The 12,669-nt window shown below is 66.0% G+C and carries 13 protein-coding genes, 1 tRNA gene and 1 pseudogene; 10 read left to right on the forward strand and 5 right to left on the reverse strand.

The features are described from left to right. Positions 1 to 35 precede the first annotated feature (35 nt). Positions 36 to 419, reverse strand: a complete 384-nt coding sequence (locus ACZY0X_RS08870) for an FmdB family zinc ribbon protein (protein WP_463769499.1) — start codon at positions 417 to 419, stop codon at positions 36 to 38. Between the two features lie 64 nt (positions 420 to 483). Between ACZY0X_RS08870 and ACZY0X_RS08875 the strand changes: the two genes are divergently transcribed. Beyond that, positions 484 to 1,179, forward strand: a complete 696-nt coding sequence (locus ACZY0X_RS08875) for an HNH endonuclease family protein (RefSeq protein ID WP_463769501.1) — start codon at positions 484 to 486, stop codon at positions 1,177 to 1,179. 10 nt (positions 1,180 to 1,189) lie between these two features. Here ACZY0X_RS08875 and ACZY0X_RS08880 read toward each other — a convergent pair whose 3' ends face one another. Beyond that, positions 1,190 to 1,771, reverse strand: coding sequence for a 5-formyltetrahydrofolate cyclo-ligase (locus tag ACZY0X_RS08880; protein ID WP_463770576.1), 582 nt, complete (start codon positions 1,769 to 1,771; stop codon positions 1,190 to 1,192). 106 nt (positions 1,772 to 1,877) lie between these two features. On the opposite strand from ACZY0X_RS08880, the gene ACZY0X_RS08885 reads away from it, so the two are divergent. The 5 genes from ACZY0X_RS08885 (at position 1,878) to ACZY0X_RS08905 (ending at position 6,279) form a co-directional block, all read left to right on the forward strand. Beyond that, entirely contained in the window at positions 1,878 to 2,792 is a 915-nt protein-coding gene (locus tag ACZY0X_RS08885; RefSeq protein ID WP_241403421.1) for a UTP--glucose-1-phosphate uridylyltransferase, read from the forward strand. Positions 2,793 to 2,856: 64 nt separating this feature from the next. Beyond that, positions 2,857 to 4,128 carry a molybdotransferase-like divisome protein Glp gene (gene glp / locus ACZY0X_RS08890; protein WP_463769503.1) on the forward strand — a complete coding sequence of 424 codons (1,272 nt, stop codon included), beginning with the start codon at positions 2,857 to 2,859 and terminating at the stop codon, positions 4,126 to 4,128. Positions 4,129 to 4,145: 17 nt separating this feature from the next. Beyond that, positions 4,146 to 4,799: a GNAT family N-acetyltransferase gene (locus tag ACZY0X_RS08895; RefSeq protein ID WP_463769505.1), complete on the forward strand. Its 654-nt coding sequence runs from the start codon at positions 4,146 to 4,148 to the stop codon at positions 4,797 to 4,799. A 135-nt stretch (positions 4,800 to 4,934) separates the two neighbouring features. After that, positions 4,935 to 6,164, forward strand: coding sequence for a divisome protein SepX/GlpR (gene sepX / locus ACZY0X_RS08900; RefSeq protein ID WP_463769507.1), 1,230 nt, complete (start codon positions 4,935 to 4,937; stop codon positions 6,162 to 6,164). Positions 6,165 to 6,206: 42 nt separating this feature from the next. Beyond that, positions 6,207 to 6,279 (forward strand) — tRNA-Ala (locus ACZY0X_RS08905). Positions 6,280 to 6,323: 44 nt separating this feature from the next. On the opposite strand, the gene ACZY0X_RS08910 is transcribed toward ACZY0X_RS08905, so the two are convergent. After that, positions 6,324 to 6,752, reverse strand: a complete 429-nt coding sequence (locus ACZY0X_RS08910; protein ID WP_463769508.1) for a PPOX class F420-dependent oxidoreductase — start codon at positions 6,750 to 6,752, stop codon at positions 6,324 to 6,326. Positions 6,753 to 6,759: 7 nt separating this feature from the next. Then, positions 6,760 to 7,902: an amidohydrolase family protein gene (locus ACZY0X_RS08915; RefSeq protein WP_463769510.1), complete on the reverse strand. Its 1,143-nt coding sequence runs from the start codon at positions 7,900 to 7,902 to the stop codon at positions 6,760 to 6,762. A 185-nt stretch (positions 7,903 to 8,087) separates the two neighbouring features. Here ACZY0X_RS08915 and ACZY0X_RS08920 point away from each other — a divergent pair. From ACZY0X_RS08920 to ACZY0X_RS08935, 4 genes and pseudogenes are all read left to right on the forward strand, one after another. Beyond that, a pseudogene (locus ACZY0X_RS08920) lies at positions 8,088 to 8,689 on the forward strand (DUF1254 domain-containing protein). A 185-nt stretch (positions 8,690 to 8,874) separates the two neighbouring features. After that, positions 8,875 to 9,879 (forward strand): glycosyltransferase family 4 protein, encoded by a 1,005-nt coding sequence (locus ACZY0X_RS08925; protein ID WP_463769512.1) that lies wholly within the window; start codon positions 8,875 to 8,877, stop codon positions 9,877 to 9,879. Continuing rightward, positions 9,876 to 11,570, forward strand: coding sequence for a glycoside hydrolase family 13 protein (locus ACZY0X_RS08930; protein ID WP_463769514.1), 1,695 nt, complete (start codon positions 9,876 to 9,878; stop codon positions 11,568 to 11,570). Before ACZY0X_RS08925 ends, ACZY0X_RS08930 begins: the two co-directional genes overlap by 4 nt. A gap of 19 nt (positions 11,571 to 11,589) precedes the next feature. Continuing rightward, positions 11,590 to 11,856, forward strand: a complete 267-nt coding sequence (locus ACZY0X_RS08935) for a YdeI/OmpD-associated family protein (protein WP_463769516.1) — start codon at positions 11,590 to 11,592, stop codon at positions 11,854 to 11,856. A gap of 30 nt (positions 11,857 to 11,886) precedes the next feature. Here ACZY0X_RS08935 and ACZY0X_RS08940 read toward each other — a convergent pair whose 3' ends face one another. Beyond that, on the reverse strand, positions 11,887 to 12,432 hold the full coding sequence (locus tag ACZY0X_RS08940) for a nuclear transport factor 2 family protein (RefSeq protein WP_463769518.1): 546 nt from the start codon (positions 12,430 to 12,432) through the stop codon (positions 11,887 to 11,889). Positions 12,433 to 12,669: the final 237 nt, after the last annotated feature.

Here is a 12,669-nt window from a genome sequence, read left to right on the forward strand (position 1 = left end):
CGAGGGCAGGCCTGTGGATAACTAGCTCGACGCGCCTAGCTGGATGCCGCGGCGGGAGCTGAGCTGCTGGAACTCGACGAGCTGGAGCTGCCGGAGCCGGAGCTGCCCGAGTTGCTGGAACTCGAACCCGAACTCGAGCCGGTCGAGCTGGAACTCGAGGAGTCCGACGAGGACGACGTCGATGACGAGGAGTCGCCGCTCTTCGAACCGTTCGACGAGCTCGAGGCCGTCGTCTTGGACGAGTCGCGGCTGTCATTGCGGTAGAAGCCGCTGCCCTTGAACACCACGCCGACCGACCCGTAGAGCTTGCGGAGCCGTCCCGCGCACTTCTCGCATGAGGTCAACGCATCATCGGTGAACGCCTGAACCGCATCGAAGCGGTTGTCGCACTCTGTGCAGGCGTAGGAATAGGTAGGCACTTTAACCCTCCGGGAATGGTCAAACTTGTTAGCACTCTACCGGTGCAAGTGCTAGAACCGCTAAATGGGTCGGCGCATTCCCGTACTGCTGGTGCTCGTGGTGCTCGGAATCGCCGTCCTGGCGTGGGTCGCGCTGCGTTCCGACTCCAGGCCCGGCGCGGAAGAGACGGCGTCACAGTCGGCGGGCACGATCGCATTCGACCAGGCCAGGGCCGATCTCGGTCGGCTGCCGGTCAAGGCCTGGGACCGCCGCAGCGACTACTCGCGAGACCGGTTCGGCAAGGCCTGGAGTGACGAAGTCAACGTCGAGTTCGGCCACAACGGCTGCAATACCCGCGACGACGTGCTGCGCCGCGACCTCGTGAATCTGGTGCTGCGGTCGGGCACGTGCTTCGCGCAGCATGGCACCCTGCGGGACCCCTACAGCGGCCAGGTCATCGACTTCGTCCGGGGCCCGTCGACGTCCGACGCTGTTCAGATCGATCACGTCGTGTCGCTGTCGGACGCTTGGTACAAGGGCGCGCGGAACTGGGACGATCAACGTCGTCGTGACTTCGCCAACGATCCGCGCAACCTGCTCGCCGTTGCGGGGAACGCCAACTTCGACAAGGCTTTTCGCGATGCAGCCAGCTGGCTGCCGCCCAACGTGACCTTCCGTTGCGAGTTCGTTGCCCGGCAGGTCGAGGTGAAGTCGGCGTACGGCCTGTGGGTGTCGGGCAAGGAGAAGGACGCCATGGCCGATGTGTTGCGCGACTGCTAGGCCGTTCCCCTCAGGAGGCGACGCCGAGTCGGACGAGACCCAGGTTCGGCGTCAGCGCGTGCGTCATCGGGACGTCATGGGCCTCACCGGGCAGGTGCTCGATCAACTCCTCGTCTCGGACGATGGCGGCCAGTGTCGCAGTGGGCGAGGCCAGGTGCAGTGAGCGGTCATAGAAACCCGCTCCGCGTCCGAGTCGCACGCCTGATCGGTCCACGGCCAACGCGGGCACGCACACCACGGCCGCTTCGCCGATAGCCTCGGGTGGCAGCCACGGCGGCGTGGGCTCGCGCAGCCCGAACGGGGCTTCGACGAGTTCGTCGGGGTGGTACTCGCCCCACGCGAGGGGCTGCGGAGTGCCGTCGACCTCACGGGCGACAGGCAGCAGAACACGCACGCCCATCGCGACCAACGCGTCGAGCGCCTCGCGCGAGCCGGGCTCAGACCCGACTGGCACGTAGAGGCAGACCGTTGTGCCCGCGGGCACGAGTGCGAGCAGGTGCCGGCGCAGCGCCTCGGCCTCGATTCGATGTTGCTCGGAGGACATCCAGCGACGCTCGCGCAGGATCGACCTGCGCAGTCCGGCTTTGGTCATCGCGTCCGCATCCACGGCTACACCTTGTCATCCGATACCGCATCGGGGCGTTGACCTCCCGGACTAGCGGGCGCTGCGAGCAGCGGAGGGCGTTATGGTGTGAACGATGACGACACAGGCTCAGGTGCGGATACCGCGTACCGCGGTGGTTCCGGCTGCCGGTTTGGGAACGCGATTCCTTCCGGCCACCAAAACGGTGCCCAAGGAGTTGCTGCCCGTTGTCGACACGCCGGGAATCGAACTCGTCGCCGCCGAGGCGGCGCAGGCCGGCGGTGAACGCCTCATCATTGTCACGTCGGAGGGCAAGGACGGCGTCGTCGCCCACTTCGTCCAGGACCTGATTCTGGAGGGCACGCTCGAGGCCCGCGGTAAGCACGTGATGCTGGAGAAGGTGCGCCGGGCGCCCGGCCTGATCAAGGTCGAGTCCGTCGTGCAGGCCGAACCGCTGGGACTGGGCCACGCCGTCGGGTGCGTCGAGGAGAAGCTGCTGCCCGACGAGGACGCCATCGCGGTGCTGCTGCCCGACGACCTGGTGTTGCCGACGGGCGTGCTGGAGACGATGTCGAAGGTGCGCGCCAAGCGCGGCGGCTCGGTGCTATGCGCCATCGAGGTGCCCCGCGAGGAGATCAGCGCCTACGGCGTTTTCGACGTCGAGGTGCTGCCGGACGCCGACAACCCGAATGTCCTGAAGGTCCTCGGCATGGTCGAGAAGCCGAAGGCCGAGGATGCGCCGTCGCTGTACGCGGCAGCAGGCCGTTACGTGCTCGACCGGGCCATCTTCGACGCCTTGCGGCGGGTGAAGCGCGGTGTCGGTGGCGAGATCCAGCTGACCGACGCGATCGCGCTGCTGATTGACGAGGGGCACCCGGTTCACGTCGTTGTTCATCGGGGCCGCCGACACGACTTGGGAAATCCCGGCGGCTACCTCAAGGCTGCGGTTGACTTTGCGTTGGAGCGCGACGACTACGGACCGGAGCTGAGGCGCTGGTTGGTCGAGCGATTGAATCTGGTCGAACGCTGAACGCGGCGCCGAGAAGGACGCGGGATGGCGCGCGGCGGGTGACGAGACTGTAGAAAGGCGCACATTGCGTTCGGTGGAGGAGCAGCAGGCTCGGGTAGCCGCCGCCGCGGTGGCACCTCGCCCGGTGCGCGTGGCCATTGCCGAGGCGCAGGGGTTGATGTGCGCTGAGGAGGTCGTCACCGAGCGGCCCCTACCGGGTTTCGACCAGGCCGCTATCGATGGATACGCGGTGCGCAGCGTCGACGTCCTGGGTGCAGAACCCATCGGCGAGGTCGATGACGGTTCCAATGTGGGTCGCGTCGAGGAGATCAGCCTGCCCGTGATGGGCGTCATCGAGGCCGGCGCCCGCACGCCGAGCCGACTGCAGCCCCGTCAGGCGGCGCGTGTGCAGACGGGTGCTCCGATGCCGACACTGGCCGACGCGGTCCTGCCGTTGCGCTGGACGGACGGCGGCGAGTCCCGTGTGCGAGTGCTGCGCAGCGTGCGGTCCGGAGCCTACGTGCGACGCACCGGTGACGACGTCCAGCCCGGAGACGTTGCGGTGCGGGCCGGAACGATCATCGGTGCCGCACAGGTCGGGTTGCTTGCGGCCGTGGGTCGCGAACGCGTGCTGGTGCATCCGCGGCCGCGACTGTCGGTCATGTGCGTCGGCGGTGAACTCGTCGACATCTCCCGCACGCCGGGCAACGGGCAGGTCTACGACGTCAACTCCTATGCCCTCGCCGCGGCCGGCCGCGATGCGGGCGCCGAGGTGAATCGGGTGGGCATCGTCGACACCCAGGCCAAGGAACTACGTGACGTCGTCGAGGGGCAGATCAACCGTGCCGAGGTGGTGGTGATCGCGGGCGGTGTCGGTGGTGAGGCCGCCGAGAGCGTGCGCGCGGTGCTCGCCGAGATGGGCGAGGTCGAGGTGGCCCGCATCGCGATGCATCCCGGCTCGGTACAGGGTTTCGGGCAACTGGGACGCGACGGCGTGCCGGTGTTTCTGCTTCCCGCCAACCCGGTCAGCGCGCTGGTGGTGTTCGAGGTGATGGTCCGGCCACTGATCCGGATGTCGTTGGGCAAGCGGCAACCGCTGCGCCGGGTGGTGCAGGCGCGGACGTTGTCGCCGATCACATCGGTCGCGGGACGCAAGGGTTATCTGCGCGGCCAACTGATGCGTGACCAGGACACCGGCGAATACCTGGTGCAGGCGCTGGGTGGCGCCCCCGGCGCGTCGTCGCACCTGCTTGCCACTCTGGCCGAGGCGAACTGCCTGGTGATGGTTCCCGGTGAGGCCGAAGAGGTCCGCACCGGTGAGATCGTCGACGTCGCCTTCCTCGCTCAGCGCGGCTGAACGAACAGGTCGGGCACGTGAACCTGTGGCGCTCGCCGTCGTTACATCCGGGCTGGCCGAAGCCGATCGGCCCGATCCGGGTTCCGGCGGGGCTGGTTCGGCTGCGGCCGGTGCGTCTGCGCGATGGCGCGGTGTGGAGCCGGATCCGGCTGGCCGATCAAGAGCACCTCGAGCCGTGGGAGCCGGTCGCCGAGGTGAGCTGGGAACTGCGCCATGCGGTCTCGTCATGGCCGGCCATCTGCTCGGGACTCCGGGGGGAGGCCCGACGGGGACGGATGCTGCCCTACGTGATCGAGCTGGACGGCCAGTTCTGCGGCCAGCTCACCCTGGGCAATGTGACGCACGGCGCGCTGCGATCGGCATGGATCGGCTACTGGGTGGCCAGCGAGGTCACCGGTGGGGGAGTCGCGACCGCCGCCCTGGCGATGGGGGTCGACCACGGCTTCGGCGCGGTGCGGTTGCACCGCATCGAGGCGACGGTGCGGCCCGAGAACACCGCGAGTCGCCGCGTGCTGGCCAAGGCCGGGTTCCGGCAGGAGGGCCTGCTCGAGCGCTACCTCGAAGTCGACGGCGCGTGGCGGGATCACCTCTTGGTCGCGATTACAGTCGAGGAGCTCGCGGTGTCTGCTACATCGGCGCTGGTGCGGTCCGGCCGAGCGAACTGGGCCTGAATCTTGTTACAGATGTGACATCTGTGACGAATGTGCTTGTAAGCGGAGAATTACAGGTGTGTAATTGTCCTCGGCGTGTAACCCCGGACGCGCTGGTCAATCGACCTAGTCTTATGGGGAAAGGAGCCCGGCGCCATGCCAAGCATCCCCCAATCCCTCCTGTGGATCTCCCTCGTCGTGCTCTGGCTCTTCGTGCTCGTTCCGATGTTGATCAGCAAGCGCGACACCGTGCGCCGAACCAGTGACGTCGCTCTGGCGACGCGGGTGCTCAACACCGGCCGCAGCGCCCGCTTGATCAAGCGGCGCGGCCCCGCGGCCGGACACCGAAGCGATCCCGACTGGCGCCCGATGCACGACGACCGCGATGAGCACGAGGACGACAGCGACTTCAGTGGGGACGAAGCGAAAACCGCCCCGCGCAAGGTCATCGTGCTGGCCGCCGCCAAGCCTGTGGAGGTCGAGTCCGAGTCGGAGTACCTCGATGTCGATGTGGTGGAGGAGGACTCCGGTGCTCTGCCGCTGGGCGCCACTGCCCGGCAGCGCCTCGAGGATCCCGTTCTGCCGCTGGACTTCACCACCACCGAGGACGGCGACGCTGCGCCCGCCGAAGCGGAGGGGCCCGCTGAACCGGTCTACGAGGCCGGCCCGCCGACCGCTGCCATCCGCACGGCCGCCGATGCGGAGTTCGAGATCGACGAGCGCGTTGAGGAACCTGTCGACGAGGTGGTCGAGGACGACGTTCTCGAGGAGCAGCCCGTTGACGAGGTGGTCGAGGACGAGGTTCTCGAGGACGACACCGTCGAGGACGAGCCCGCCGACGAGATCGACGAGGAACTCGAGTATCGGGCCGAGGGCACCGACCACGACTACGAGACAGTGGACGACTCGTCGGGGCTTGAGGCCGTCTCGGAGAGTGATCTGGACGACTCGATGTCGCAGCCGCGACGTGACCGCTACCAGACCAAGACCGCCGCGGCCGTGAGCGCGCGCAAGTTCGCGTTCCGCAAGCGGATGCTGATGTCGATGTCGGCGCTGCTGCTCGTTTCCGGAGTTGCGGCCGTCTTCCTGGGCTCGGCGCTGTGGTGGGTGTGCGGCACGGTCGGCGCGGTGACAGTGCTCTACCTGGGCTATCTGCGTCGGCAGACGCGCATCGAGGAGCAGCTGCGACGCCGTCGCGCGCAACGTATGGCGCGGTCCAGGCTGGGCGTGGAGAACACCAATGACCAGGAGTTTGATGTCGTGCCGTCACGGCTGCGGCGTCCCGGTGCGGTGGTGTTGGAGATCGATGACGAGGATCCGGTCTTCGAGCACCTCGAGTACGCGACCTTCGGCGAGTACCACCTACAGCGCGCGGCCGGGGAGTAATTTCGGCCGACGCGTGGCGGCTGGTAACCTTGCTCTCCGCAAGGGGCTATAGCGCAGTTGGTAGCGCGTCTCGTTCGCATCGAGAAGGTCGGGAGTTCGATTCTCCCTAGCTCCACTCCCAAATGGCAGGTCAGGCAACTGATCTGCCATTTCTGCTATCTAGCTGGCCACATCGAACGCCGCGATCACCTTCGTCGGCGTGATGCGGACGACCAGTTCGCCGGGAACCCCGTTGCGACGGCCGAACTCCTCGGCACGGTCCTGCCCCATGTACCGCGCGGCGATCCGGGTGGCGGTTCCTAGAAGGTCGGGGTCCTCCGCACTGATCGCGGCGATGCCCTGAACCTGCACGAACGAGAACGGTGGTTTGTCGTCGTCGACAACCAACACGACGCGGGGGTCGCGCTGCAACGCACGCCCCTTCGCGGTTGCGCTCCCGGTGTTGAATACCAGCTGACCGTCCTCGACCAGGAACCAGACGGGGGCGACCAGCGGCCGACCGTCCGCGGCGAGATAGCCGAGCTTGCCGGTGCGGGTGCCCTCGGACAGGAAGGCGATGGCGTCGGCGTTCAGAGACGTGGTTGCCATATGCGTCCTAGAAGACTCGGGTCTGGCCCTCGAGTACCGGTACGGTCTCGGGCAGCTTGTAGGTCTCGATGCCGTTGCGGAACATGATGGCCTCGCGGGCGTGTTCGGGCAGGTGTTTGACCAGCCAGCGTGGGTCGTCGAACGTCCAGTGCGGGTAATCGCTGCTGTAGAGCAGGATCCTCTCGCACTCCATCCACTCGAAGGCGCGCGAGAGTTCGGTCTTGTCCTGCGGATAGTCCAACGGCTGGGTGGTGAACTTGATGTGGTCCTTGACGTAGTCAGACGGCTTGCGCTTGATGTCCATCCAGGACTTGCGCTTGGCGTAGATGGCGTCCATCCGCCACATCAGCGGCAGGATCCAGGTGAACGCGTGCTCGACGAACACGATGCGCAGCGTCGGGAAGCGGTCGAAGACGCCGTCGAAGATCAAGCTCATCACCTGATTGGCCGCCAGCAGCGAGTAGGTGGTCATGAAGTCGTGGTTGTAACTCGGGAATCCCACTGGCGGGGTGGGTAATTCCTCGAAGTGGCTACGTGACAGGTGGCAGCTCACCGTGATGTCGTGTTTCGTCGCGGCGCTCCAGACCGGATCGTAGATCGGGTCACCCCATGACGGGCGCCGCTCGGCCTTGATCAGGATCTGTGCCATGTACGGGTGGCCTGCCCACTTCTCGATCTCGGCGGCGGCCTCATCGGGAGCCTCTATCGAGACGCAGATCGAACCACGCCACCGTTCGTGCCAGTTGTTGTGGCTGTCCAGCCAGTGGTTGGCCTGCCACTCGTTCAACGCGCAACTCATGGCGTGGTCCGCCCCGGCCAGGCGGGCGGGATAGGCGCCGGGTTCGAGAATCGCGATATCGGAGCCCGCCTCCATGATCAGTTGCCGGAACGCCAGGTCGGGGTCGCTGCCGGCGAACTCGCCGTCGGCAGGAAAGGTGTCGGCGCGCATCGCGTAGGAGTGCGCGTAGTCAGGCGCGTCGTAGTAGATCAGGTCCCCGAACGGATGGGTGCCGTAGTACTTGCTTCGCCAGGGCTCCGGGATGTACTGCGCCAGCTCGCCGCTTCGTGGCATGGGATGGACATCGGAGTCGACGCATCGCACGGCGATGCGCTCGGTGGCCACGATGCGTCGATCGGCTGTCGTCGACATGGTGCCTCCTCGCTCACCTACCACTGTGCGACCGCGGGGCACTCGATGTCCAGGTAAGAGGGGAAGATGTGATCAGGAGGCGCCGTCCTATGACCTTTACACCGGAACAGCTGAACGAACGCACATTCCACCGCCGTGCCGTCGAGGCCGCCGTCTGGGGAATACCCACGGTGAACTTCGACGCCATGTTTCAGGCCCTGGTGCGCGATGCCAAGGGGGCACCGAACCAGATCGTGTACTGGTCTCGGCTGCTGGACTGGAGGAACCAGACGCTGACGCCCAACCCCGATGCGATCTACCTCATGCCGTTCTTCGACACCACCGCCGGGCCCGTTGTCCTGGAGACCCGCCCGCCGGCGGCGGTTCGATCACCGGTTCCATCGATGACGCCTGGCAATGCGCGATCGGCGACGTCGGACCGGCGGGAACAGACGAGGGCAGGGGCGGCAAGTACCTCATCCTGCCGCCTGGCTTCACCGGAGAAGTGCCTGACGGTTACCTCCAGATGCCGTCGCCGACCCTGTGCGGGTATGCGCTACTTCGCTCAAACCTCAAGGGGAGCAGTGAATCCGACGTCTCCGAGGCTGTCGACTACGGCAAGCGGGTGAGGTTCTATCCACTCGCTGACGGTGACAGTGAGCCGCAGACCGTGTTCGTCGACGCCGCCGACGTGTTGTTCAACGCAACCATTCCCTACGATGCGGGATTCTTCACGATGCGGGATTCTTCGAGGCACTCGACCGCCGGGTTCAGGCCGAAGCCTGGTTGCCTCGGGACAGGGTCATGATCGATCACCTGAAGTCGATCGGCATCGAGAGGGGTCGTCAGGACAGTTGACTGTCTTGTGGCTCCGAGTCAAGGGCCCGTAAACAACGGGGGAGCGTCGATCGCCTCGGGCGTCAGCGTCGGGCGGGGTAGCTTGAGGACATTCCCATCCAAGGCACGGCCGCCAGCGACCCGATCCGGGTCGCCGTGCTGGCGCCGATCGCGTGGCGGACGCCTCCTCGTCATTACGGGCCGTGGGAGCAGTTCGCCTCGTTGCTCACCGAGGGTCTGGTGGCGGCCGGCCATGACGTCACTCTGTTCGCCACCGCGGATTCGATCACCACGGCCCACTTGCACGCAACAGCGCCCGTTGGCTGGTCAGAGGACGCGACGATCGATGCCAAGGTCGCAGAGTGCCTGCACATTTCGTCCGTGTTCGAGCGCGCCGACGAGTTCGACGTCATCCACAACGGTTTCGACTTCCTGCCACTGACCTACAGCGACCTGGTCGCGACACCGGTGGTCACCACGATCCACGGCTTCTCGTCGGAGAGGATCATCCCCGTCTACGAGCGCTACGACGGCGGAGGCGCGTACGTGTCGATCAGCGACGCCGATCGACACCCCAATCTGCACTACGCCGCGACGATCCACCACGGCATCGACGTAGCCGCGTTCCCGGTCAATCCGAACCCCGGCGAGCACCTGCTGTTCTTCGGACGGATCCACCCCGACAAGGGCACCGCCCACGCGATCGAGGTCGCCCGCCGATGTGGCCGCCGACTCGATATCGCCGGGATCATCCAGGACGACGAGTACTTCCGCGATGAGGTCGCGCCACATGTCGATGGCAAGCATGTCCGCTACCTGGGCGCCGTCGACTCCTCAACGCGCGCCGAGGTACTCGGAGGTGCGCGTGCCCTGCTCCACCTGATCGACTTCGACGAGCCGTTCGGCTACAGCGTCGTTGAGGCGATGGCCTGCGGAACGCCTGTCATCGCGAACTCGAGAGGCTCGATGGGCGAGCTGATCACGCACGGGGTCAACGGTTTTCTGGTAGACGACGTCGAGTCGGCGATGGCTGCGGTCGATGCAGCCGGCGAGCTGGATCGGCGCGCGATCGCCGACATCGCGGCTGACCGCTTCACGGTCGACACCATGGTCGACAAGTACGTGACCGTGTACCGCGGCGTCATCGGCCAGCGGCGATGACGCCGCCGTCAGAGATCGACTGGTGGAAGTCCGCCGTGATCTACCAGATCTATCCGAGGAGCTTCGCCGACTCGAACGGCGACGGGTTGGGCGACCTGGGTGGCATCGCCGAGCGTCTCGACTACCTGCGGGCGCTCGGGATCGACGTGATCTGGCTGTCGCCCATTTACCCTTCGCCGCAAGCGGATAACGGCTACGACATCAGTGGATACCGCGACATCGACCCGATGTTCGGCACCCTGGCCGAGTTCGACGCGCTGCTGGCCAAGGTGCACGCGCACGGGATGAAGATGGTGATGGACCTGGTGGTCAACCACACCTCCGATGAGCACCCGTGGTTCGTCGAATCGCGGTCGTCGCGGGCCAACCCGAAGCGGGACTGGTACATCTGGCGCGGCGCCCGAGACGGCGCCGAGCCGAACAACTGGGGCTCGTTCTTCTCCGGCTCGGCGTGGACGCGAGACGAAACCACCGATCAGTACTACCTGCATCTTTTCGACCGTAAGCAACCAGACCTGAACTGGGAGCACCCGCAGGTGCGAAAGGCCGTGCAGGACAACATGCGGTGGTGGCTCGACCGCGGTGTCGATGGCTTCCGCATGGATGTCATCAACTTCATCTCCAAGGCCGAGGGCCTTCCCGACGCGACGGCGGTCCCGGGGCAGCGGTTCGTCATAGCCTTCGACGAGTTCGCCGACGGGCCACACGTGCACGACTACCTCGCCGAGCTGACCCGTGAGGTCTTCGCCGGCCGCGACGGCGAGTACGTCACGATCGGCGAGATGCCTGCGGTGACAACCGAACAGGCACGGCTCTACACCGATCCGGCCCGCGGCGAGCTGAACATGGTCTTCCAGTTCGAGCACGTGTCCGTCGATCAGAGCCCCACGAACAAGTTCGACTACCTCGGTCTGGACCTGGTGGCACTGAAGAGATCGCTGCATCGGTGGCAGGCGGCGTTGGCTGAAACGGGTTGGAACAGCCTTTACTGGAACAACCACGACCAGCCTCGCGCCGTGTCCCGCTTCGGCGACGATCACCCCGCTTACTGGGCCGCCTCGGCGAAGGCGCTCGCGACCGTTCTGCACGGCATGCGTGGCACACCGTTCGTCTATCAGGGCGAGGAGATCGGAATGACCAACTACCCGTTCCGAATTCCGCAGGATCACAGGGACCTCGAGGCCGTCAACTACTACAACAAGGTGCTCGAGGCTGGCGGCGACGAAGCTGCGGCGCTGGCCGGGATGGCCAGGATCGGACGCGACAACGCTCGCACCCCGATGCAGTGGGAAGCGGGGTCGAACGCTGGATTCACCACTGGTGAGCCGTGGTTGCCGGTGAACCCGAACCACACCTGGCTGAACGCTGCAGCGCAGGTCGACGCGCCGGATTCGGTCTTCGCGCACTACCAAGCCCTCATCCACCTCCGCCACGAACGGCGCATCCTTGCTGACGGTGGTTTCACGCCGCTGCTGGAGGACGATCCGCAGATCTGGGCGTACACCAGAACCACTCCCGACGAGCGACTCCTCGTGATCGCCAACTGCGGACGCGAACCCCGAACCGTCGACATCGGCCTGGATTGGATGTCGGCGGATCTTGTGCTGGGCAATCTGCCCGACACCCCTGCCACGTTGATGTCGACATCCATCGATCTGGCCGGCTGGGATGCGCGCGTCTACTCTGCCTGACGGGGTTATCGTGGCCCTCATGAGCAAAACGCAAGTGCCCGGTGGAGTGGTGCACGAGCTGCCCGCGGATCTGCGCGACGCGTTGAAGGGCAATGACACGGCACTGGCTGCCTGGAACGACATCACGCCGCTGGCGCGCAACGAGTTCATCTGTTGGGTCGAGGACGCCAAGCAGTCGGCGACCCGAGAGCGGCGCATTCGGCGGACCCAGGAGGAGCTGGAGGAGGGCATGCGACGGCCCTGCTGCTGGCCGGGGTGCAAGCACCGCGAGCGCACCGGCAGCTAGCGCGCCGCCGGCTCGACCGCGGGCCGGTGCCTACTTGACCACCCGGCGAGCCACCTTCTTCAACACCCTGTGGATCCGGGGCGAGAGGTACACGGCGACAAGCCCGTTGAACACATCCTCGCGGAGCCGGGTGAGTTTGGAACTCGCGAACAGCCACTCGGTGCCGACCTTCTCGTAGGTCTCGGTGTAGTGGCCGTAGCCGCGAAGGTTCACGCCAGGGCCGAACCGGACGACGTCCTCGAGCGCCCACACGCCATGAGCGGTCGTCGGGGAGGTCAGCTCGATCTCGGGCGCGTGCACCTGGTGCACGGTGGCCTGGGAGCGCAGGGCGTTGCGCGTGAACGCCACGAACTCATCGGCACCCGCGATGATCTTGCCGCCGGACTCGGAGGTGTCGCTGACGAAGTCATCGGCGAAGAGCTGCCGCCAGGCGGTCCAATCCTTGGTGTCCAGGTACCGGCAATAGCGGGCCTTCAGTTGCTTGATCGCCTCAAGCTCGAGCAGCACAGCGGCGCTATCGGTCGAGACATCAGTGCTCACTGCAAACCCCTTGTCGTGGTCCGTCGATTGACCCATTGTGGACCAACCATGGACCGGCGTGAGGGGAGCCGTCCAGACGCCCGGCCGATGGCAGCGATTGACGGCGATGTCACAGCTGGCTCATAGCCGGTGAACTGCGGGTTTTTCGTTCGAGTACGTATGTCGATCTCCATCCTCGGCAGGCAGATCTCCCGTACCGTCAAAACCGTTCACTCCCAATTCGGAGCCGCGCTGACCAGCCCTCAGCGACGGTTGAGACAGGAGCCGAATCAG

It is taken from the genome of Mycobacterium sp. IDUB_39, from assembly GCF_055419205.1.